We start from the raw sequence: 19,317 nt of genomic DNA, 5'->3' as shown, positions 1-19,317 counted from the left end.
AGGCGAGCGGGTGCGGCCTGTGTTTGTGTGGCTGCAAACCGCTTGGGAGAGGTGAATCGCCGTGACCATGCCCCCGTTCGGATCGAACGATCCGTTCTCCGATCTGCTCAGCCGGTTCTTCGGGATGAGCCCGCTGGCCTCTCCGCCCGCCGTGCAGCGGGTGCCGATCGGGCGGCTGCTCAGCGAGTCCTCGCAGGAACTGCTGACGCTGGCCGCGCGGCGGGCCGCCGAGGACGGCTCCAGCGACCTCGACACCGCGCACCTGGCCTGGGCGGCCACCCGGGTGGAGCCCTCGCGCCGGATGCTGGAGCGGGCCGGCATCGACCCGGACCGGCTCTCCGGCGACCTGGAGCACGCCCTGCCGTCCGGAAGCCCCGACGTGGTGGACGGCCGGCCGGCGCTCACCCCCTCGGCCAAGCGCGCGCTGCTCGCCGCGCACGCCCGCTCGCAGGAGGTCGGCGCCTCGTACATCGGTCCCGAGCACATCCTCGGCGCGCTGCTCGACCAGGAGCGCTCGGGCGCCGGCGTGGCGCTGCGCAACGCCGCACCCTCGCAGGAGGCGCTGAAGTCGGTGCTGGAGGGGCACGGCACCGGCGGTGAGCGCAGCAGCACGGGAGCCCACCCGAGCGAGACGCCGACGCTGGACGAGTACGGGCGCGACCTCACCGAGGAGGCGCGCTCGGGCCGGCTGGACCCGGTGGTGGGGCGGGCCGAGGAGATCGAGCAGACCGTCGAGATCCTCTCCCGGCGGACCAAGAACAACCCGGTGCTGATCGGCGAGCCGGGTGTCGGCAAGACCGCGATCGTCGAGGGCCTGGCCCAGCGGATCGTCTCCGGGGACGTGCCCCGGAGCCTCCGGGAGAAGCGGGTGGTCACCCTCGACCTGACCGCGCTGGTGGCCGGCTCCAAGTACCGGGGCGAGTTCGAGGAACGGCTGAAGAACGTGATCGACGAGGTCACCGCGGCCGAGAAGAGCGTCATCCTGTTCCTGGACGAGCTGCACACCGTGGTCGGCGCGGGCAGCGGCGGCGAGGGCTCGATGGACGCCGGCAACATCCTCAAACCGGCGCTCGCGCGCGGCGAGTTGAGCGTGGTCGGCGCGACCACGCTGGACGAGTACCGCAAGCACGTGGAGAAGGACGCCGCGCTGGAGCGCCGTTTCCAGCCGGTGCTGGTGCCCGAGCCGAGCGTCGAGGAGACGATCGAGATCCTCCAGGGGCTGCGTGACGCGTACGAGGCGCACCACCAGGTGCGGTTCACCGACGAGGCGTTGGACGCCGCCGCGACGCTCTCCGACCGGTACGTCAGTGACCGCTTCCTGCCCGACAAGGCGATCGACCTGCTGGACCAGGCCGGTGCGCGGGTCCGGCTGCGCAGTCTGAGCGGGTCCACCGAGGCGACCGGGGTGCAGGGCCGGATCACCAAGCTGAAGCGGGAGTTGGAGGAGGCCGTCGCGGACGAGGAGTTCGTCCGGGCCGCCAACCTGAAGACCGAGCTGCGGCAGACCGAGGACGAGCTGGCGGCGATCACCGAGTCCCACGAGGGGGTCGTCGACGTGACGGCCGACGACATCGCGCAGGTGCTGTCCTCCCGGACCGGCATCCCGGTCGCGGAGCTGAACGCGACGGAGAGGGAGCGGCTGCTCAAGCTGGAGGAGCACCTGCACGAGAAGGTGATCGGTCAGGAGGAGGCGGTCACCGCCGTCGCCCAGGCGGTGCGCCGCGGCCGGGCCGGGATGGGCGACCCGGAGCGGCCGACCGGCTCCTTCCTCTTCCTCGGCCCGACCGGCGTCGGCAAGACCGAGCTGGCGAAGGCGCTGGCGGCGCTGCTGTTCGGCGACCCGGACCGGATGATCCGCTTCGACATGAGCGAGTTCCAGGAGAAGCACACCGTCTCCCGGCTGGTCGGCTCCCCGCCCGGGTACGTCGGCTACGAGGAGGCCGGGCAGCTGACCGAGGCGGTGCGCCGCAAGCCGTACAGCGTGCTGCTCTTCGACGAGGTGGAGAAGGCGCACCCGGACGTCTTCAACCTGCTGCTCCAGGTGTTGGACGACGGGCGGCTGACCGACTCCCAGGGGCGTACGGTCGACTTCCGCAACACCGTGGTGATCATGACCAGCAACATCGGTTCGCAGCGGATCCTCGACCGTGTCGGGAACGTGGATGCCCGGAGCGGAGCTCCTGATCAGACACTCAGGGACGACCTGATGCGCGACCTGCGGCAGCAGTTCCGTCCCGAGTTCCTCAACCGGATCGACGAGGTGATCGTCTTCCACGCGCTCACCCGGAAGCACCTGCTGTCGGTGGTGGACCTGCTGCTGGAGCGCAGCCGGCGGCGGCTCCGGGCCCAGGACGTCCACTTGGACGTCACCGAGGCGGCCAAGGAGTACCTGGTCAACCTGGGCTACCAACCGGAGTTCGGGGCCCGGCCGCTGCGCCGGACGATCCAGTCGGAGCTGGACAACCGGATCTCCAACCTGCTGCTGGACGGTTCGGTGCGGGAGGGGGACACCCTGATCGCGGACGTGAGCGACGGGGAGCTGGTGGTCACCCTGGCGCGGCCGGAGGCGTCGGCGACCTTCGAGGAGGCGGAGGCGGAGGCGAAGGCCGGGGCCGGCGCGGCCGCCGCGGAGGGCTGAGGACGACCGGCCGCGTACTTCCCGAGGGCGTACTTCCCGGGGGCGTACTCCAGCGGGAGTACGCCTGAACGCCACTGGTGGAGGACGCGTGGTGACGGGGCGCGGGTCTAGCTTGTGGGCATGATGCCGCTCACGCCCCCGCCGACCGAGCCGCCCCGGGCGCGGCGGCCGGCGGAACAGCCACCGGGGCAGCCGCCCGGGAAGCCACCGGAGCGGCCGTCCGAAGAGCCGCCCGAGGAGCCGCCCGAGCCGTGGCGCCCGCCGTGGGCGCGTGCGGCCGGGGCGGGGTACCCGCTCGGGGTCGCGGCGGCGGTCGCGGTGCTCCAGGTGGTCGGCTCGACCTTCGCCGCGCACGAACAGCACGGGCGGGCCCCGCTGGACGCCTTCGGCTACCTGCTGCTGCTGATCGGGCCGGCCCTGCTGGTGCTGCGTCACCGCCGGCCGGTCGCGGTGGTGGCCGGCACCTCGGTGGTCACCGCCGGGTACCTGGCCGCCGGGTACCCGTACGGGCCGGTCTTCGTGAGCTGGCTGATCGCCTGCTGCGTGGCGATCGGTTCCGGGCACCGCCGGGCGGCCTGGGCCGGCGCCGGCGGCGTCTACCTGGTGCACCTGCTCGGCTCCTTCGCCCTGCCGGAGAGCTGGCAGCGCGCCGCCCCGCCGTCCGGCAGCGTCTGGCCGCAGGAGCTCGGGCTGCTGGCCTGGCTGTTGCTGGTGATGGCGGGCGGCGAGCTGGTCCGGTTCCGGCGCGAGCGGTTCGCCGCCCACCGGGCCTACCGACAGCAGCTGGAGGAGCGCCGGGCCGACGACGAACGGCTCAAGATGGCCCGGGAGTTGCACGACATCCTGGCGCACAGCCTGTCGCTGATCAACATCCAGGCCGGGGTCGCGCTCGCGCTGCTCGACCGGCGGCCGGAGGAGGCCCGCAGCGCGCTGGTGACCATCAAGTCGACCAGCAAGGAGGCGCTCGGCGAGGTCCGCCAGGTGCTCGCCACGCTGCGTGGGCCCGGGGCGGCGCCGCGCGGGCCGGCCCCGGGGCTGGACCGGTTGGACGAACTCACCGAGCAGGCGGACCGGGTGGGCCTGGAGGCGGAGGTGCAGGAGCGCGGCGAGCGGCGAGCGCTCTCCGCCACCGTCGACCTCACCGCCTTCCGGATCGTCCAGGAGGCGCTCACCAACGTGGTCCGGCACTCGGCGGCCCGGCAGGCGGTCGTGGTGCTGGACTGGACGGACCAGGCCGTGCTGGTGGTCCGGGTGGAGGACCCGGGGCCGGCGGTGCTCGGTGACGCGGGCGGATCCGGCAGCGGGCTGGTCGGGATGCGGGAACGCGCGGCGGCGTTCGGTGGCACCATCAGCGCGGGGCCGCTGCCCGACGGCGGCTTCTGGGTCCGGGCCGAGCTGCCGACACCGAAGGTGGAGAGCGATTGATTCGGGTACTGCTGGCGGATGACCAACTGCTGGTCAGGGCGGGCTTCCGGGCCCTGTTGGACCTCCAGGACGACGTCACGGTGGTCGGCGAGGCGGACGACGGGGAGGCCGCGCTGCGGCTCGCCCGCGAACTCGTGCCGGACGTCGTGCTGATGGACATCCGGATGCCGCGGATGGACGGGCTGGAGGCGACCAGGAGGATCGCCGAGGACCCTGCGCTGTCCTCCGTGCGGGTGGTCGTGCTGACCACCTTCGAGCTGGACGAGTACGTCTTCGAGGCGCTGCGCTCCGGGGCGGCGGGCTTCCTGGTCAAGGACACCGAGCCGGCCGACCTGCTGCGGGCGATCCGGGTCGCCGTCGCGGGGGACGCGCTGCTCTCGCCGGGGGTCACCAGGCGGCTGATCGGCGAGTTCGCCGCCCGGTCGAAGGCACCCGAGGCCGGGCCGCAGGGGCTGCCGGACATCTCGATGCTGACCGAGCGGGAGCGCGAGGTGCTGGCGCTGGTCGGCATGGGGCTGTCCAACGAGGAGATCGCCCGGCGGCTGGTGGTCAGCCCGCTGACGGCGAAGACGCACGTCAGCCGGGCGATGGTGAAGGTCGGCGCGCGGGACCGGGCGCAACTGGTGGTGCTGGCCTACGAGTCGGGGCTGGTGCGGCCGGGGTGGTTGGGCTGAGCGGGGCATGGTCCGTGAGCGGGTCGCCGTCCGTGAGCGGGTCTTGCTCCGTGAGCGGGCCTGCTTCCGGCCCGGCGTGTCGCGGACGGTGCCTACTCTCCGGGGAGTATCCCAACTGCCGCCGCTGGTGGGACGCGTGATGAGACCTCTCTGAGGGACGCTCTAGGCATCTCGGGAACCACTCGAGGTCCTGGAGGCCCACCACCGAGGAGTTGAACCAACCATGTACACCCAGCTGGCCGACTGGTACGGCCCCGGCCCGTGGATCCTGCTGATCCCTCTGGCCTGGATCGCCGTGGTGGTCCTGGTGATCGCGCTGTTGCGCCGCACGGTCTGGCGGCGGCGCGCCTGCGGGTTCGGAGCCGGGTTCGGAGCCGGGGCCGCGGCGGAGCATCCGCTGGCCGTCCTGGGCCGCCGCTACGCCGAGGGCGAGATCGACGCCGAGGAGTACCGCGCCAAGCGGGCCGTACTCAGCGAGTCGTCCAAGGGCGACGCCGGGGGAGGTGGCGCCAGGTGACCACCCCGGAGGTCGTGCGGGGCGCCGCGGTCGGCCCCGCCGACACTGTGAAGGGCCACGGCGTCGGCGGCGCCGACCTCGGCCGAGCCGGAGGCGAGGCGGCAGGAGGCGGCGGAACGAAGGCGGTGGCGGGGCGGCTCAGCCCGCGGCCTGCGGGAAGACGTCCCGCAGCAGCGGGTCCGGCAGGCCGCGCTTGCGCCACTCGCGCGGGTAGCCGAGCGAGACCTCCGTGAACGGGACGCCGTCGTAGGTGGTCCGGCGCGGGATATGGAGGTGGCCGTAGATCATCGCCGCGGTGTTGAACCGGGTGTGCCAGTCCGCGGTCAGCTCGGTCCCACACCACTGGGCGAACTCGGGGTACCAGAGGATCTCGGTGGGCTGCCGGACCAGCGGGTAGTGGTTGACGAAGACGAGCGGGACGTCCGGGTCACAGGCCGCCAGCCGCTTCTCGGTCAGCCGGACGCGCTCGCGGCACCAGGAGTCGCGGTCCGGGAACGGGTCCGGGTAGAGCATCCGCTCGTCCGCGCACACGATGCCGCTCTCGTAGGCGGCCGCCAGGGAGGCCTCCTTGGTGGTCGTGCCGGGAGCACGGAAGGTGTAGTCGTAGAGGAGGAAGAGCGGGACGATGCGGACCGGTCCGCCGGGGCCCTCCCAGAGCGGGTACGGGTCCTCGGGAGTCACCACGCCGAGCCGGCGGCACAGCTCTACCAGGTGTTCGTAGCGCTCCACCCCACGCAGCTGGACCGGGTCCTCCGGGTGGGTCCACAGCTCGTGGTTCCCCGGGACCCACACCACGCGGGCGAAGCGTTCGGCGAGCAGGCCGAGGGCCCACTCGATGCTGGTGGTGAGCTCGGCGACGTCACCGGCGACGAGCAGCCAGTCGTCGGGGTGGGAGGGTTGGAGCTTCTCCACCAGGTCGCGGTTCTCCTGGTAGGAGATGTGCAGATCGCTCACGGCGAGCAGCCGTCCCCCCGTCGGGGTGGGCCGCGTCGGCTGTGCGGCGCTGCGGTTCTCCGTGGTCACTCCGGCCCCCTGAGGTCGTCCGGCCGGTGCGGCCGATGGGCCCACTCTATGTGGCGGGCCGGGGGATCGGGGCGGGTTGACGGGATCAGTCGTTCGAACCGTCGGCTCGGGAGTCGAGGTCCGCCCGGTGCTTCAGGGGCGGACGGTGGCGCGGAGACGAACGGGAGGCGCGGGCCGGGGGAGCGGAGCGGAGGGGGAGACGGAGTCAGGAGTCGGTAGCGCAAGGGGAGTTGGATCGGGTTCAGGAGCCGATGTCGATGATCACCCCGTGGGAGGTGACGGTGGTGACGGCGAGGATCGCCAGCGAGGTGATGCCGAGGGTCAGGCCGAGGAGGGCGCGGCCGCGTCGGCGGGTGCCGCGGAGCAGGGCCAGGGTGGCCAGGGTGATGGCGATCGGCCCGAGGACGATGTTGAACAGCAGCAGGCCGGGCAGGCCGAGGAGGAAGGAGGCGATGGCGAGGCCGTCGGCCTCGGCGGGGCTCTGACGGGTGGTCGCCTGGCTGTGGGTCTCCGGGCGGCTGGTGCTCCGAGGGCCGATCGCCTGGCGGTCGGTGACGATGCTCATGGTGGTGCGGGTCCTCTCTGGGGAGTGGCCGCGGGGCGGTCCGCGGAGCGGCCGGGTCGGCAGTGCGGCTGGGTCGGCGGTGCGGCTGGGTCGGCGGTGCGGCCGGGTCAGCGGTGCCGGAGGCGGGCGATGCCCTCGCGTGCGCCGAAGGCGAGCAGCCAGGCGGTGATGGCGGCGGAGGCGGTGAGGAAGACCGGGAGCGAGGTGTGGGCGGCGGTGCCGGTCAGGATGCCCATGGCGACGAGGGCGGAGAGCAGGATCACGGCTGGCTCCTTCGGCTGCGGCTGGGACTGCGCCGATTTCGGTTGACAACTGTTCACTGACTTCGTCCTCACTGTATGCCCGGCTGGCCAAGTTCGGCAAACGAATGTTTACTGAATGGCGTGAGTCACACCGTTGGGGCCAGGCAGGCCCAGAAGCAGCAGAGTCGGCGGGCATTGCTGGACGCCGGGCTGCACCTGTTGGCCGATCAGAACCTGGCGAGCCTGGGCGTCCGCGAGGTCACCCGGGAGGCGGGGCTCTCGCCGGCCGCCTTCTACCGGCACTTCCCGGACCTCGCCGCCCTCGGGGTGGCGCTGGTCGAGGAGTCGTTGGCCAGCCTGCACGTCATGATCCGCTCGGTGCTCGCCGAGTCCGGCGGTGCCGAGGAGCTGATCGACCGTGCGGTGGACGTGATCGAGCGGCACGTCCGCGAACACCGGGGGCACGTACGCTTCCTGGCGCGCGAGCGGCACGGCGGAGTGCGGCAGGTGCGCGAGGCGATCGACGCCGAACTCGGCCGCTTCGCCGCCGAGGTGGGAACCGCCCTCGCGCTGCAGCCGGAGTCGCGCGGGTGGAGCGAGCAGGACCTGCGGATGCTCGCCGAGCTGTACGTCGACCACATGGTCTCCACGGCCGCCGCCTTCCTGGAGGCGCTGGAGACGGACCCGGCGCGGGAGCAGCGGATCGCCGCCGCCGCGCGTCTCCAGCTGCGCCTGATCAGCATCGGCCGGGAGCACTGGCAGGCGGGCTGAGCGCCTCCGTCGGGGAGTTGACGGTCACTTCGCGTGACGGGTGGGCCGGGTCGCGGGCCGAGGCGGGCCGAGCCTCGTGCCGGGTGGCGGCGGTAACCGGCCATTGAGGCTTGGGCGGTTCTTGGTGTTGCTTTGACTCTTGACAGTGGGTCATGTCCGCGACAGCTTTGGTGCACCCCCACCCGTGGACCCCCACAGCGAGAGGTCTCTCATGAAGAAGCCGCTCATAGGCACGGTCGCCACGTTCCTGGTCGCCGGGGCCGCCGCCTTCGTCGGTGGCGTTCCGGCTCAGGCCGCCGCCCCTGCCGCCACGTCTGTCACGTCCGCTGACAAGTCCGTCGCCAAGCCCGTCGCCGCCGTCAACTTCGCCGGGACGGTCGCACTCAGCAACTGCTCCGGCTCGCTGGTGCGGATGCCCGGCTCGGCCGCGAGCGACCCGGCCCTCGTGCTCTCCAACGGGCACTGCCTGGAGACCGGCATGCCCGGCCCGGGCCAGGTGGTCCTCAACCAGTCCTCCAGCCGCAGCTTCACCCTGCTCAACGCGAGCGGCAGCGGTGTCGCCACGCTGCGCGCGACCAAGATCGTGTACGGCGCGATGACCGACACCGACGTGTCGATCTACCAGCTGAACACCACCTACGCCTCGATCCAGTCCCGGTACGGGATAGCCCCGTTGACGATCGCGGCCACCCACCCCGTCCAGGGCACCTCGATCAAGGTCGTCTCCGGCTACTGGAAGAAGATCTACTCCTGCTCGGTCGACGGCTTCGCCTACCGGCTGAAGGAAGCCGACTGGACCTTCAAGGACTCGCTCCGCTACACCTCCACCTGCAACGTGATCGGAGGGACCTCCGGCTCGCCGGTGGTCGACGCCTCGACCAACCAGGTGGTCGCGGTGAACAACACGATCAACGAGAACGGCGAGACCTGCACCCTGGACAACCCCTGCGAGGTGGACCAGAACGGCGCGGTGACGGTCCGCCCGGGCATCGGCTACGCCCAGGAGACCTACGGGATACCGGCCTGCTTCGCCGCCGGCAACCGCTTCGACCTCACCCTCCCGGGCTGCACCCTGCCCCGCCCGTAGAGCACCAGGCAACCCCGCTGACCAGCACTTTCCTCCCGATGGGCCATCCGCGAACGGCGGGTGGCCCATTCGGCCGTCCATCGGCCGGCCGCCGTACCGCCTGCCGTAGCGACTGCCGTACCGACCGCTGTACCGCCTGCCACACCGGCCGCCGTACTGCCTGTCACACCGGCCGCCGTACCGATCGCACCACCTGCACCGCAGATATGGAGAGTTGATGACCACCACCGTGAAAAGACTGCTGGCCTCCGCCCTGCTGATACCGCTGCTCGCGGTCGGCGGCCTGGCGAGCCCGGCGTCCGCCGCCGACGGCCGGAGCGCCACCCAGGGCGCGCAGGGCGACCAGGGCGGCCAGAACGACCAGGGTGACCAGAACGACCAGGGCAACGGCTCCCGCCACGGCCGGAGCCCCGCCGACGACCCGACCGCAGACATCAAGGACCGCCTGGCGGCGATCCCCGGGGTGACCGTCACCGAGGAGAAGCCGACCACCACCGGTCACCGCTACTTCATCGCCACCTACACCCAGCCGATCGACCACAACCGCCCCTGGCTGGGCACCTTCCAGCAGCGCTTCAGCCTGCTGCACCGCGGCTACGACCACCCGACCGTCTTCTACACCAACGGCTACACCCTGGGCACCAGCCCGTCCCGCACCGAGCCGACCCGGCTGGTGGACGGCAACCAGGTGTCCATCGAGTACCGGTTCTTCACCCCCTCCCGCCCGGACCCGGCGGACTGGTCCAAGGCCGGCATCCGCCAGGGCGCCGCGGACTCGCACCGGCTGGTGACCGCGCTCAAGCGGATCTACCAGGAGGAGTGGCTGTCCACCGGCGCCAGCAAGGGTGGCATGTCCTCGACCTACTACCGCCGCTTCTACCCGGACGACGTGGCCGGCACGATCGCCTACGTCGCGCCGAACAACACCAACGTCAACGACTACGCGGCGTACAGCGAGTTCTTCCGCACCGTCGGCACGCCCGAGTGCCGGGCCCGGCTGAACGACGCCCAGCGCGAGCTGCTGGTGCGCCGCGACCGCCTGGAGGCCCGCTACGTCGCCGACAACAAGGCGGCCGGCTCCACCTTCAACACCCTCGGCACCCCGGACCGCGCGTACGAGGCCGGCGTGCTGGACGTGGTCTGGGCGTTCTGGCAGTACAGCCTGGAGTCCGACTGCGCCAAGGTCCCGGTGGCGGCCACCGCGACCGACGACGAGCTGTACGCCTGGTTCGACTCGCAGTCCGGCATCACCGGCAACAGCGACCAGTCGCTGGCGAAGTACACCGCGTACTACTACCAGGCCGCGACCGAGCTGGGCGCGCCGTTCTTCGACGTCTCGCACCTCAAGGGCGTGCTGCACTACGACTACAAGGAGCTCTACTCGGTCCGCAGCTACGTGCCGAAGGAGATCCCGACCGTCTTCAACCCGAACGCGATGCCCGACATCGACCGTTGGGTGAAGCGCGAGGGTGAGCGGATCATGTACGTCTACGGCGGCAACGACCCGTGGGGTGCCAAGCCGTTCCGCCTCGGCCGGGGCAGCGAGGACAGCTACGTCTACACCGTGCCCGGCGGCAACCACGGCTCCAAGATCGGGCAGCTGCCCGCCGCGCAGTCGGCGGAGGCCACCGCCAAGGTGTTGGAGTGGGCGGGCCTGAGCGACCCGAACGCCGCCCGCTCGCTCGCCAAGTCGCCGCGGGCGGGTGCGGACTTCGGCCCGCTGGACGTCGAGGGCCAGCGGCTGGAGCAGGAGCGCCGCCCGCTGTAACGCCGACGCGCGCAGCAGGCCGCACCACCAGGCACGCAGTCGAGGAGGTCGCCCCGGGTTCCGGGGCGGCCTCCTCGCGTCGTTCGGGGAACGGCGGGCACAGCCGAAGAAGCAGCGGACCGGCCCCTCCCCGAAGCAGTGAATCAGTGCTTCAATGCTTCCATGGCCTACCGACGCACGCCCGCCGTACAAGCCCGCCTGGACGCCCAGCGCGAAGCGGTGCTCCAGGCAGCGGTCGGCCTGCTCGCCGAGCGCGGCTACGGCGGCTGCACGATGGCCGCCGTGGCGGACCGCGCCGGGATCGCCACCGGCAGCCTCTACCAGCACTTCAGCGGCAAGGCCGAGCTGTCGGTGCAGCTGTTCCGCCGGGTGGTCACGCACGAGATCGACGCGGTCAACGCCGCCGTCGCGCTCCGGGGCACCCCGCGGCAGCGGATCGCCGCCGTGGTCGAGACCTTCGCCGCCCGCGCCCTGCGCGCACCCCGGCTGGCGTACGCGCTGCTGGTCGAGCCGGCCGACGCGGTCGTGGACGAGGAGCGCCTGGTGTTCCGGCGGGCGTTCCGGGACGTGATCGCCACCGAGATCGCCGCCGCGGTGGCGAGCGGCGAACTGCCCGAGCAGGACCCGGTGCTGACCGCGGCCGCCCTGGTCGGCGCGGTCGGCGAGGCGCTGGCCGGCCCGCTCGCCGCCGCACCGGTCGGAACCGCCCGGCCCGGACCTGGCGAGTCCGGGAACGGCGGGCCTGAACCCAGCGAGCCCGAACCCAGCGAGCCCGGGCACAGCGAGCCCGGAAACGGCGAGTCCGAACACAGCAAGAACACCACGGTGGTCCCCGCCCTGGTCTCCTTCACCCTGCGTGCCCTGGGAGGACGCGATGACAGCGACGCATGAGGTCACCAACCAGGTGCCCCTGCCGTACGGACACGACACCGCCGCCGACCCCACCCTGCTCGCCGCCCTCCAGCGGGCCGACGCCGGCTGGGCCGAGCCCGAGCTGCGCGAGCTGGGTCGGCTGGCCGGCTCCGAGCAGGCCGCCGAGTGGGGCCGGCAGGCGAACGAGAACCCGCCGGTGCTGCGCACCCACGACCGCTTCGGAAACCGCGTCGACGAGGTCGAGTTCCACCCGGCCTGGCACGAGCTGATGCGCACTGCCGTCTCGTACGGCCTGCACGCCGCGCCCTGGCGTGACGAGCGTCCCGGCGCGCACTCCGCCCGTGCCGCCGGGTTCTTCGTCTGGGGCCAGGTCGAGGCCGGCCACACCTGCCCGATCTCGATGACCTACGCCGCCGTCCCGGCGCTGCGCGCCAACCCCGCGCTGGCCGCCGAGTTGGAGCCGCTGCTGGCCGCGCGGGAGTACGACTTCGGGCTGCGCGAGCCGCGCACCAAGCGCGGGCTGATCGCCGGCATGTCGATGACCGAGAAGCAGGGCGGCTCGGACGTCCGCACCAACACCACCACCGCCGCTCCGCAGCCGGACGGCACCTACCGGCTCACCGGCCACAAGTGGTTCACCTCGGCCCCGATGTCCGACCTCTTCCTGACGCTGGCCCAGGCGCCGGGCGGCCTCAGCTGCTTCGCGCTGCCGCGCGTCCTGCCGGACGGCAGCCGCAACCGCCTGCAGCTGATGCGCCTCAAGGACAAGCTCGGCAACAAGTCCAACGCCTCCGCCGAGTTGGAGTACGACGGCGCGGTCGGCTGGCTGGTCGGCGAGGAGGGGCGGGGCGTCCCGACCATCATCGAGATGGTCAACATGACCCGCCTGGACTGCACCATCGGCGCGGCCTCCGGCATGCGCTACGGCGCCACCCGGGCGGTCCACCACGCCCTGCACCGGCGGGCGTTCGGCAAGGCGCTGGTCGACCAGCCGCTGATGCGCAACGTGCTCGCCGACCTGGTGGTGGAGTCCGAGGCGGCCACGATCGTCGCCATGCGGCTCGCCCAGGCCACCGACCGCACCCTCGCCGGGGACGGGAACGAGGCGCTGGTCCGGCGGCTGGGCCTGGCGGTGGCCAAGTACTGGGTGTGCAAGCGCGGTCCGGCGCACTCCGCCGAGGCGCTGGAGTGCCTGGGCGGCAACGGCTACGTGGAGGAGTCCGGGATGCCCCGGCTCTACCGGGAGGCGCCGCTGGTGTCGATCTGGGAGGGGTCCGGCAACGTCGCCGCCCTGGACGCGCTGCGCGCCATGGCCAAGCGTCCCGAGAGCGTGGAGGCCTTCCTCGGCGAACTCGACGCCGCCGCGGGTGCGGACCGCCGGCTGGACGCGGCCGTCGCCGCGCTGCGCAAGGAGCTGACCGACCTGGGCGACCTGGAGTACCGCACCCGCCGACTGGTCGAGTCGATGGCGCTGGCCTTCCAGGGCTCGCTGCTGGTCCGCTACGGCAGCCCGGCGGTGGCCGACGCGTTCTGCGCGAGCCGGCTGGGCGGCGACCAGGGGGCGGCCTTCGGCACCCTGCCGGCCGGGGTCGACACCGGAGCGATCATCGACCGCGCCCTGCCGGTGCCCGCGTGAACGACCGAGCGGCGAACGACCGAACGGCGAACGACCGGGCGGTGAACGGCCACGAGGCGGACGGTCCGGAAACGGACGGCCAGGAGGCCGAGAAGGTCAGGGAGTTCTGGCAGGCGCTCGGCCTGCCCGGGCTGATCGACGTGCACACCCACTTCATGCCGAAGAACGTCCTCGACAAGGTGTGGGCCTACTTCGACGCGGCCGGTCCGCTGGTGAACCGTCCCTGGCCGATCACCTACCGCGAGGCCGAGGAGCAACGGGTCCGGCGGCTGCGGGACTTCGGCGTCCGGGCGTTCACGTCCATGCTGTACCCGCACAAGCCCGGCATGGCCGGCTGGCTGAACGCCTGGGCCGCCGACTTCGCCATCCGCACCCCGGACTGCCTGCACACCGCGACCTTCTTCCCCGAGCCCGAGGCGCCCCGCTACGTGGCCCGGGCGATCGAGGACGGTGCCCGGGTGTTCAAGGCGCACCTCCAGGTCGGCGGCTACGACCCGGCGGACCCGCTGCTGGACGAGGTCTGGGGGCTGCTCGCCGAGACCGGCACCCCGGTGGTCACCCACTGCGGATCCGGGCCGGTGCCGGGCAGGTTCACCGGCCCGGGCCCGATCGGCGCGGTGCTGGAGCGGCACCCCGGCCTGGTCGTGGTGGTCGCCCACCTCGGGATGCCCGAGTACCGCGGCTTCCTCGACCTGGCCGAGCGCCACCCGGCCGTCCGGCTGGACACCACCATCGCGTTCACCGACTTCGCCGAGGCCGACGACCCGTTCCCGCGCGAGGAACTGCCGCGCCTGCGCGGGCTGGCGGACCGCGTCCTGCTCGGCAGCGACTTCCCCAACATCCCCTACCGGTACGTCCACCAGCTGGAGGCGCTGGCCGGGCTGGGGCTGGGGGAGGAGTGGCTACGGGCGGTCTGCCATGACAACGCGGCCGCCCTCTTCGGCATCAAGCCCGAAGGCTGATCACCGCACCACCGAGCCGGCACCACTGATCCGGCAGCACAGGCCAGCGCCACAGGTCCCGCACCACCGAAGACCGCACCACCGATCACCGCACCGTCCGCAGCACCTCCAGCGCCCGAGCGTGCAGCCCGGGCGCGGCGGCGAGGAAGCCGTCGGAGCCGGCCGTCCAGGCCGACCCGGCGGCGTCCGTCACCGCCGCGCCCGCCTCGCGCGCGATCAGCGCGCCGGGCAACAGGTTGCCCGCGTCGAGGCCGTACTCCCAGAACAGCGCCAGGTGCCCCGAGCCGACCTGGGCCACCTGGAGCGCGGTCGGGCCGAGGTTGCGTACCGCCAGGACCGCTCCCGCCATCGCGGACAGCGACTCGCCCGCCCGGCGCAGCGCCACCGGGTCGGCGGCCACCCGCGGCGGCTGGCTGGTGGCGGCGACGGTGACGGCCAACTCCCGCTCCATCGGCGCGATCGGCCGCCCGTCCAGCCGGGCCCCGCCGCCGAGCACCGCCCGGTAGGTGCGGCCGTCCTGCTCCGGGGCGTGCACCACGGCCAGTACCGCCGTGCCGTCCCGCACCAGGGTGGCGGTCACCGCCCAGTGCGGCTGCCCGAGCAGGTACTGCACCGCGCCGTCGGTCGCGTCGCACAGCCACCACTCGCCCTCCGCGGGCACCGTGCCGTCCAGTTCCTCGGGCACCCAGCCGGCCTGCGGACGCAGCGCCGTCAGCCGCTCCCGCAACGCCGCGGCGGCCGGGCCGTCCAGTTCGGCGAAGGCGGCCGCCGCCTCCTCGATGGTCCGCGCCGTGACCGGGTCGGCGGACCGGCGTGCCGCCAGCCCCGCCCCGACCTCGCGCACCGCGGCCTCCACACCGTCCGCCAGCGTCCACAGTTCCTTCGTCACGGCGACTCCTCCTCGATTCCTCACGCTCGATTCCTCACGCCGGGAGGGGCTCCGGCCCGGCGTCCGCTCCGGCCGCTCCGCTTGCTCCGGCCGGTCGGGACAAGGAGTACCGTCAGGCTGCCGATCAGGACGCGACTGCTGCCGAAAGTAACGGGAATCGGACACCATGGACCTCTCCATCGCCGATCCGGACAGCGTGCTGGACACCCTGGACCGCCGCCTGGTGTGCGCCCTCCAGGTGGACGGACGGGCCGAGCCCGGCCGGATCGCCGGGGTGCTGGGAGTCTCCGCCCGGACGGTCACCCGCCGGCTGGGCCGGATGCGGCAGGCCGGGGTGCTGCGGGTGGTCCGGTTGCCGGACGTCGAGGACGCCGCCGTGGGCGCGCTGCTGCTGCGGGTCCGGGTGCTGAGCGGCCGGGTGGACGCCATCGCCCAGGCCCTCGCCGACCGCTCCGACGTCCCGTTCGTCGACGTGATGCTCGGCGGCCACGAGGTGGGCGCCGTGGTGCTCACCGACGCCGGCTCCCGCGACCGGCTGCTGTACGGGCAGTTGCCCGCGACCGGTGCCGTCACCGAGACCACCACTCACGCCGTGCTGCACGCCTTCGCCGACGCCGGGCAGTGGCGGGCCGGGTACCTCACCGACGAGGAGGCCGCCGCACTCGCCAGGCCCACCGCTCCCCGCCCCACCGCGCCGCCGCCGCTGGACGGCCTCGACCGCGCGCTGCTGGAGCGGCTGGGCGAGGACGCCCGGCAGTCCCACGCCGTGCTGGCCGCGGCCGTCGGCGCGCCCGAGTCCACGGTGCGCCGCCGGCTGCACCGGCTGGACGAGGCCGGGCTGTTGCGCACCCATGCCACCGTGGACCCGCGGCTGCTCGGCATGGCCGTGGACGCCAACCTCTGGCTGGACGTGCCGCCCGGCCGGATCGCCGAGGTCGGCACGGCGCTGGCCCGGCACCCGCAGGTGCACGGGGTGTTCGCCACCAGCGGCCCGGCCAACCTGCTGGCCACGGTGTTCTGTCCGGACCACGGCGAGCTGTACCGCTTCCTCACCGACACCCTCGGCCCGCTCGGTGCCGCCCGGGCCGAGACCACCATCACGGCCCGCGCGGTGAAGCGGGCCGGCGTCCTGCTCCGGCAGCCGGCCCGGCGGCCGTAGCGGGCCGGTCGTCACCCGCGGGGGAGACGGGCCCTCAGCCCCCGGCCCGGCTCCCCGGCCCGGCCCCGCAGCCCTGCCCCCGGCCCGCCGTTACCTGAGGGGTAATCGACGCCCGCCGCCCCACCGGGCAGGGTGGTGGCATCCGGTGCGGCCGCCACGGCCCCGGGCTCCCACCCCCTGACAGGAGGCGATCCGCCATGTCCGCCCACGCGAACACCCTCACGCCCGCCCGACCCGGTTCCGCCTTCTCGCCGTGGACGGTGCGCGGTGCCCTCACCCTGGACGCCCTGGTCACCGGCGGCAACGGCCTCGCCTACCTGGCCTTCTCCGGCCCGCTCGGCGAACTGCTCGGCGCCGGCCGCACCACCCTGGTCGACCTCGGGCTCCTCCTCCTCGGCTACGCGCTCGCGGTCGGCGCGCTGGCCGCCCGTCGGCGGCCGCCGGTGCTCGGGGTGCGGGCCGTGATCGACCTCAACCTCGTCTGGGTGGTGCTCAGCCTGGTCGCGATGGAGCTGTGGCTGGAGCCGACCACCGCCGGGTTCGTCTGGATCCCGGCACAGGCCGCGGCGGTGGGCCTGTTCGCCGTCCTCCAGTTCACCGCCCTGCGGCGCCGGGCCCAAGGCCGGACCCGGGCCCAGACCCGGGGTCAGACCCGGGCCCAGGGCTAACGGTCCGGCCCGATCGCGGCTTGCAGGAACCGCACCGTCTCCGCGTCGGCCGGCAGGAAGGTCTCCAAGGCCAGCTCGGAGACGGTGACGTCCAGCGGGGTGTTGAAGGTGGCGATGGTGGAGAGGAAGGAGAGCACCTGCCCGTCGTGCCGGACCCGCATCGGCAGCGCGAACGGGAACCCGTCGGCGCCCCCCGGAGCGCCCGCAGCCGCGCCGCCGCCCGCGCCCGGGTCGTCCACGGGGTCGCCGGCCGGCTCGGGGTAGCCGCGGACCTCCTCGTACAGCCGGCGCAGCGGCTCGGCCCGCACCAGTTCCAGCTGCCGTTCCATCCGCTCCAGCAGGTGCTGCCGCCACTGCCGAAGGTTGAGGATGCGCGGTGCCAGCCCGTCCGGGTGGAGGGTGATCCGGATCGCGTTGAGCGGCGGCTCCAGCAGGTGCGGGGCGATGCCGTCCAGCAGCAGTCCGAGCGCGCGGTTGGCCGCCAGCACCCGGAAGGAGCCGTCGACCACCACCGCCGGGTACGGGTCGTGGGCGGCCAGCAGCCGTTCCAGCCCGCCGCGCAGCGCGGCCATCGACGGGTCGTCCAGCGGCGTCTCGGGGTAGTGCGGGGCGTAGCCGGCCGCGAGCAGCAGGGTGTTGCGCTCGCGCACCGGCACGTCCAGGTGCTCGGCCAGCCGCAGCACCAGCTCCCGGCTCGGCCGGGAGCGGCCGTTCTCGACGAAGCTGAGGTGGCGGGCCGAGGAGTCGGCCCGCAGCGCCAGTTGCAGTTGGCTGAGCTGTCGTCGCTCCCGCCAGCCGCGCAGCAGCGGGCCGACGCCGGTTCCCGTCGGGCTGCCCATGCCCGCCATGATCGTCATGGCCCAGGACGGTACTCGAACGACCCCGGTCGGCGGGAGGGGGCGGTGGCGATCAGGGGCCGGGGACCAGCGGCCCGAAAGCCGGGGAGCCAGGGAGCAGGGGAGCAGGGGAGCGGCGGCTCAGACGCCGGTGCTCGACCCCGGGCGGATGACCATGATCACCACGACCACGGCCCACAGCAGGTTGAACACCCCGGCGGTCATCGGCAGCAGCTTCAGACCGCTGACGGCCTTGCCGTGCTGCTCGTCCGACGGGTCCAGTTCGAGCGCGTCCACGGCGGCCTGCTGGCCGGGCAGCACGAAGAGCAGCAGTGCGAGCGCGGCGAGGCCGGTCAGCACCATCGAGACGATCACCCAGGACTGCCCGAGCACGTCCATCACCTGGGCCAGGCCGATGCCGAGCACCGGCACCGCGACCCCGAGCAGCGCGTAGACCTGGGTGATCCGGTGCAGCACGCGCAGTACACCGGCGTCGGAGGCCCGGTCCGGTCCGCTGGCCAGCGCGGCCTTCGCCCGGCGGGGGAACATGCTGACGGCCACCGCGACCGGGCCTATGAACAGGACCGACACGAGGACGTGCAGGCTCAGCAGGAACTTGGCCATGGCGGGGCACCCTTTTGAATCCGGTGGGCAGCTGGTCGGCGGGCGCGCGTTCGGCGTGCCCACGACCAGGCACGCTAACACCGCTTATCCGCCGGCCCACCGCGCGGGCCCGCCTCAGGGCCCACCCCCGCCCCGCCTAGCTCGAAGCCGTGAGCTCCACGATCCGGGGCGGGGCGGTGCTGACGGCCGCGACGGCGGCGACGTGCTCCGGGTCGGTCCGGTCGGTCCAGTCGAGCAGGTGCAGGTCCTCGTACCGGCTGCGCAGCGGCGCGCCCGGCGGGACGGCCAGCGGCAGGGCGGAGAGGTCGACCCGGCCGAGGGTGTCCAGGGTGGCCCTGCCGATCTTGATCAGCGACTCCTTGCGCACCCAGAGCCGCAGGAACGCCCGCTCCGGCTGCGGGTCGGCCTCGACGAGGGCGAGCTCGGCCGGGGCGAGTACCCGGCGGGCGACCGAACGCAGCGAGCCGCCCCGGGTGGACAGCTCGACGTCCACCCCGACCGGCTGGAAGCCGGCACCGGCCGCGACCACGCCCCGGGTGTGGGAGAGGCTCACGTGCACCCCGGGGTGGTCCGGCAGGTAGGGCTTGCCGTGGTCGGCGAGCCCGCAGTCCGGGCACTGCTGGGCGAGGACGAGGCCGGCCACCGGCACGCCGAGCAGCCGGGCGGCGCAGAGCCGGACCAGCAGGTGTCCGGCGGTGAAGTCGATCCGCCCGGACTCGTGCCGGAAGCGCGCGGCGCGCTCCCGCTCCATGGCGGTCAGCAGGTGCTCGCCCGCCTCGGGGTGTCGCAGTACGGCGTCGGCGGACGCGACGGTGACGAGCGGTGCGCTCTCTTCCTGGGCCTCGGTGCTCATGACTCCAACCTAAGGCTTCCCTCGAACTCGCGTCCGCCCGGGCGATCGCTGCTCCGTACGGATGAATTTCGGATCAGATCTGAGGATCTGTAGGGTGAGAATGTCTG

At 73.2% G+C, this 19,317-nt stretch carries 19 protein-coding genes; 12 read left to right on the top strand and 7 right to left on the bottom strand.

Features of this window, described 5'->3' with window-relative positions:
* The first annotated feature begins 67 nt into the window (after positions 1 to 67).
* From ACGF13_RS06900 to ACGF13_RS06885, 4 genes are all read left to right on the top strand, one after another.
* On the top strand, positions 68 to 2,638 hold the full coding sequence (locus ACGF13_RS06900; protein ID WP_392870096.1) for an ATP-dependent Clp protease ATP-binding subunit: 2,571 nt from the start codon (positions 68 to 70) through the stop codon (positions 2,636 to 2,638).
* Between the two features lie 120 nt (positions 2,639 to 2,758).
* Positions 2,759 to 4,063 carry a sensor histidine kinase gene (locus ACGF13_RS06895; protein WP_392869678.1) on the top strand — a complete coding sequence of 435 codons (1,305 nt, stop codon included), beginning with the start codon at positions 2,759 to 2,761 and terminating at the stop codon, positions 4,061 to 4,063.
* Positions 4,060 to 4,737: a response regulator gene (locus ACGF13_RS06890; protein WP_392869676.1), complete on the top strand. Its 678-nt coding sequence runs from the start codon at positions 4,060 to 4,062 to the stop codon at positions 4,735 to 4,737. Before ACGF13_RS06895 ends, ACGF13_RS06890 begins: the two co-directional genes overlap by 4 nt.
* 223 nt (positions 4,738 to 4,960) lie before the next feature.
* Positions 4,961 to 5,254 (top strand): SHOCT domain-containing protein, encoded by a 294-nt coding sequence (locus tag ACGF13_RS06885; RefSeq protein ID WP_392869674.1) that lies wholly within the window; start codon positions 4,961 to 4,963, stop codon positions 5,252 to 5,254.
* Positions 5,255 to 5,392: 138 nt separating this feature from the next.
* Here the strand turns inward: ACGF13_RS06885 and ACGF13_RS06880 are convergent, their stop codons facing one another.
* The 3 genes from ACGF13_RS06880 to ACGF13_RS06870 all read right to left on the bottom strand — a co-directional run bounded on the left by ACGF13_RS06880 (position 5,393) and on the right by ACGF13_RS06870 (position 7,105).
* Positions 5,393 to 6,277, bottom strand: a complete 885-nt coding sequence (locus tag ACGF13_RS06880) for a metallophosphoesterase family protein (RefSeq protein WP_392869672.1) — start codon at positions 6,275 to 6,277, stop codon at positions 5,393 to 5,395.
* 241 nt (positions 6,278 to 6,518) lie between these two features.
* The gene (locus ACGF13_RS06875; RefSeq protein ID WP_392869670.1) at positions 6,519 to 6,842 is read right to left on the bottom strand and encodes a DUF4190 domain-containing protein; all 324 of its coding nucleotides are present in this window, start codon (positions 6,840 to 6,842) and stop codon (positions 6,519 to 6,521) included.
* 107 nt (positions 6,843 to 6,949) lie between these two features.
* Complete coding sequence (locus tag ACGF13_RS06870; RefSeq protein WP_392869668.1) at positions 6,950 to 7,105, bottom strand: hypothetical protein; 156 nt, start codon at positions 7,103 to 7,105, stop codon at positions 6,950 to 6,952.
* Between the two features lie 120 nt (positions 7,106 to 7,225).
* On the opposite strand from ACGF13_RS06870, the gene ACGF13_RS06865 reads away from it, so the two are divergent.
* The 6 genes from ACGF13_RS06865 to ACGF13_RS06840 all read left to right on the top strand — a co-directional run bounded on the left by ACGF13_RS06865 (position 7,226) and on the right by ACGF13_RS06840 (position 14,181).
* Entirely contained in the window at positions 7,226 to 7,855 is a 630-nt protein-coding gene (locus ACGF13_RS06865; protein WP_392869666.1) for a TetR family transcriptional regulator, read from the top strand.
* Positions 7,856 to 8,066: 211 nt separating this feature from the next.
* Positions 8,067 to 8,942 (top strand): serine protease, encoded by an 876-nt coding sequence (locus ACGF13_RS06860; RefSeq protein WP_392869665.1) that lies wholly within the window; start codon positions 8,067 to 8,069, stop codon positions 8,940 to 8,942.
* Between the two features lie 217 nt (positions 8,943 to 9,159).
* A complete protein-coding gene (locus ACGF13_RS06855; protein WP_392869663.1) occupies positions 9,160 to 10,710 on the top strand; it encodes a S28 family serine protease in 1,551 nt (516 codons plus the stop codon).
* Positions 10,711 to 10,872: 162 nt separating this feature from the next.
* Positions 10,873 to 11,601, top strand: a complete 729-nt coding sequence (locus tag ACGF13_RS06850; RefSeq protein ID WP_392869661.1) for a TetR/AcrR family transcriptional regulator — start codon at positions 10,873 to 10,875, stop codon at positions 11,599 to 11,601.
* Positions 11,585 to 13,219: an acyl-CoA dehydrogenase family protein gene (locus ACGF13_RS06845; RefSeq protein ID WP_392869659.1), complete on the top strand. Its 1,635-nt coding sequence runs from the start codon at positions 11,585 to 11,587 to the stop codon at positions 13,217 to 13,219. The genes ACGF13_RS06850 and ACGF13_RS06845 overlap by 17 nt, the downstream gene beginning before the upstream one ends.
* Positions 13,220 to 13,260: 41 nt before the next feature.
* Positions 13,261 to 14,181 (top strand): amidohydrolase family protein, encoded by a 921-nt coding sequence (locus ACGF13_RS06840; RefSeq protein ID WP_392870093.1) that lies wholly within the window; start codon positions 13,261 to 13,263, stop codon positions 14,179 to 14,181.
* Between the two features lie 85 nt (positions 14,182 to 14,266).
* Here the strand turns inward: ACGF13_RS06840 and ACGF13_RS06835 are convergent, their stop codons facing one another.
* Positions 14,267 to 15,070 carry an inositol monophosphatase family protein gene (locus ACGF13_RS06835; protein WP_392869658.1) on the bottom strand — a complete coding sequence of 268 codons (804 nt, stop codon included), beginning with the start codon at positions 15,068 to 15,070 and terminating at the stop codon, positions 14,267 to 14,269.
* A gap of 166 nt (positions 15,071 to 15,236) precedes the next feature.
* On the opposite strand from ACGF13_RS06835, the gene ACGF13_RS06830 reads away from it, so the two are divergent.
* Positions 15,237 to 16,229: an Lrp/AsnC family transcriptional regulator gene (locus ACGF13_RS06830; RefSeq protein ID WP_392869656.1), complete on the top strand. Its 993-nt coding sequence runs from the start codon at positions 15,237 to 15,239 to the stop codon at positions 16,227 to 16,229.
* 197 nt (positions 16,230 to 16,426) lie between these two features.
* Positions 16,427 to 16,897, top strand: a complete 471-nt coding sequence (locus ACGF13_RS06825) for a hypothetical protein (RefSeq protein WP_392869654.1) — start codon at positions 16,427 to 16,429, stop codon at positions 16,895 to 16,897.
* Here the strand turns inward: ACGF13_RS06825 and ACGF13_RS06820 are convergent.
* The 3 genes from ACGF13_RS06820 to ACGF13_RS06810 form a co-directional block, all read right to left on the bottom strand.
* Entirely contained in the window at positions 16,894 to 17,754 is an 861-nt protein-coding gene (locus ACGF13_RS06820; protein ID WP_392869652.1) for a helix-turn-helix domain-containing protein, read from the bottom strand. The two genes, ACGF13_RS06825 and ACGF13_RS06820, sit on opposite strands and share 4 nt — an antisense overlap.
* Before the next feature lie 120 nt (positions 17,755 to 17,874).
* Positions 17,875 to 18,357, bottom strand: coding sequence for a hypothetical protein (locus ACGF13_RS06815; RefSeq protein ID WP_392869650.1), 483 nt, complete (start codon positions 18,355 to 18,357; stop codon positions 17,875 to 17,877).
* Between the two features lie 136 nt (positions 18,358 to 18,493).
* Positions 18,494 to 19,210: a 4'-phosphopantetheinyl transferase family protein gene (locus ACGF13_RS06810; RefSeq protein WP_392869648.1), complete on the bottom strand. Its 717-nt coding sequence runs from the start codon at positions 19,208 to 19,210 to the stop codon at positions 18,494 to 18,496.
* Positions 19,211 to 19,317 lie beyond the last annotated feature (107 nt).

Source organism: Kitasatospora sp. NPDC048286, assembly GCF_043201735.1.
GTDB lineage: Bacteria > Actinomycetota > Actinomycetes > Streptomycetales > Streptomycetaceae > Kitasatospora.
Note: the sequence above shows the minus strand (reverse complement) of the source record. Positions and strands in the feature narration are given on the sequence as shown.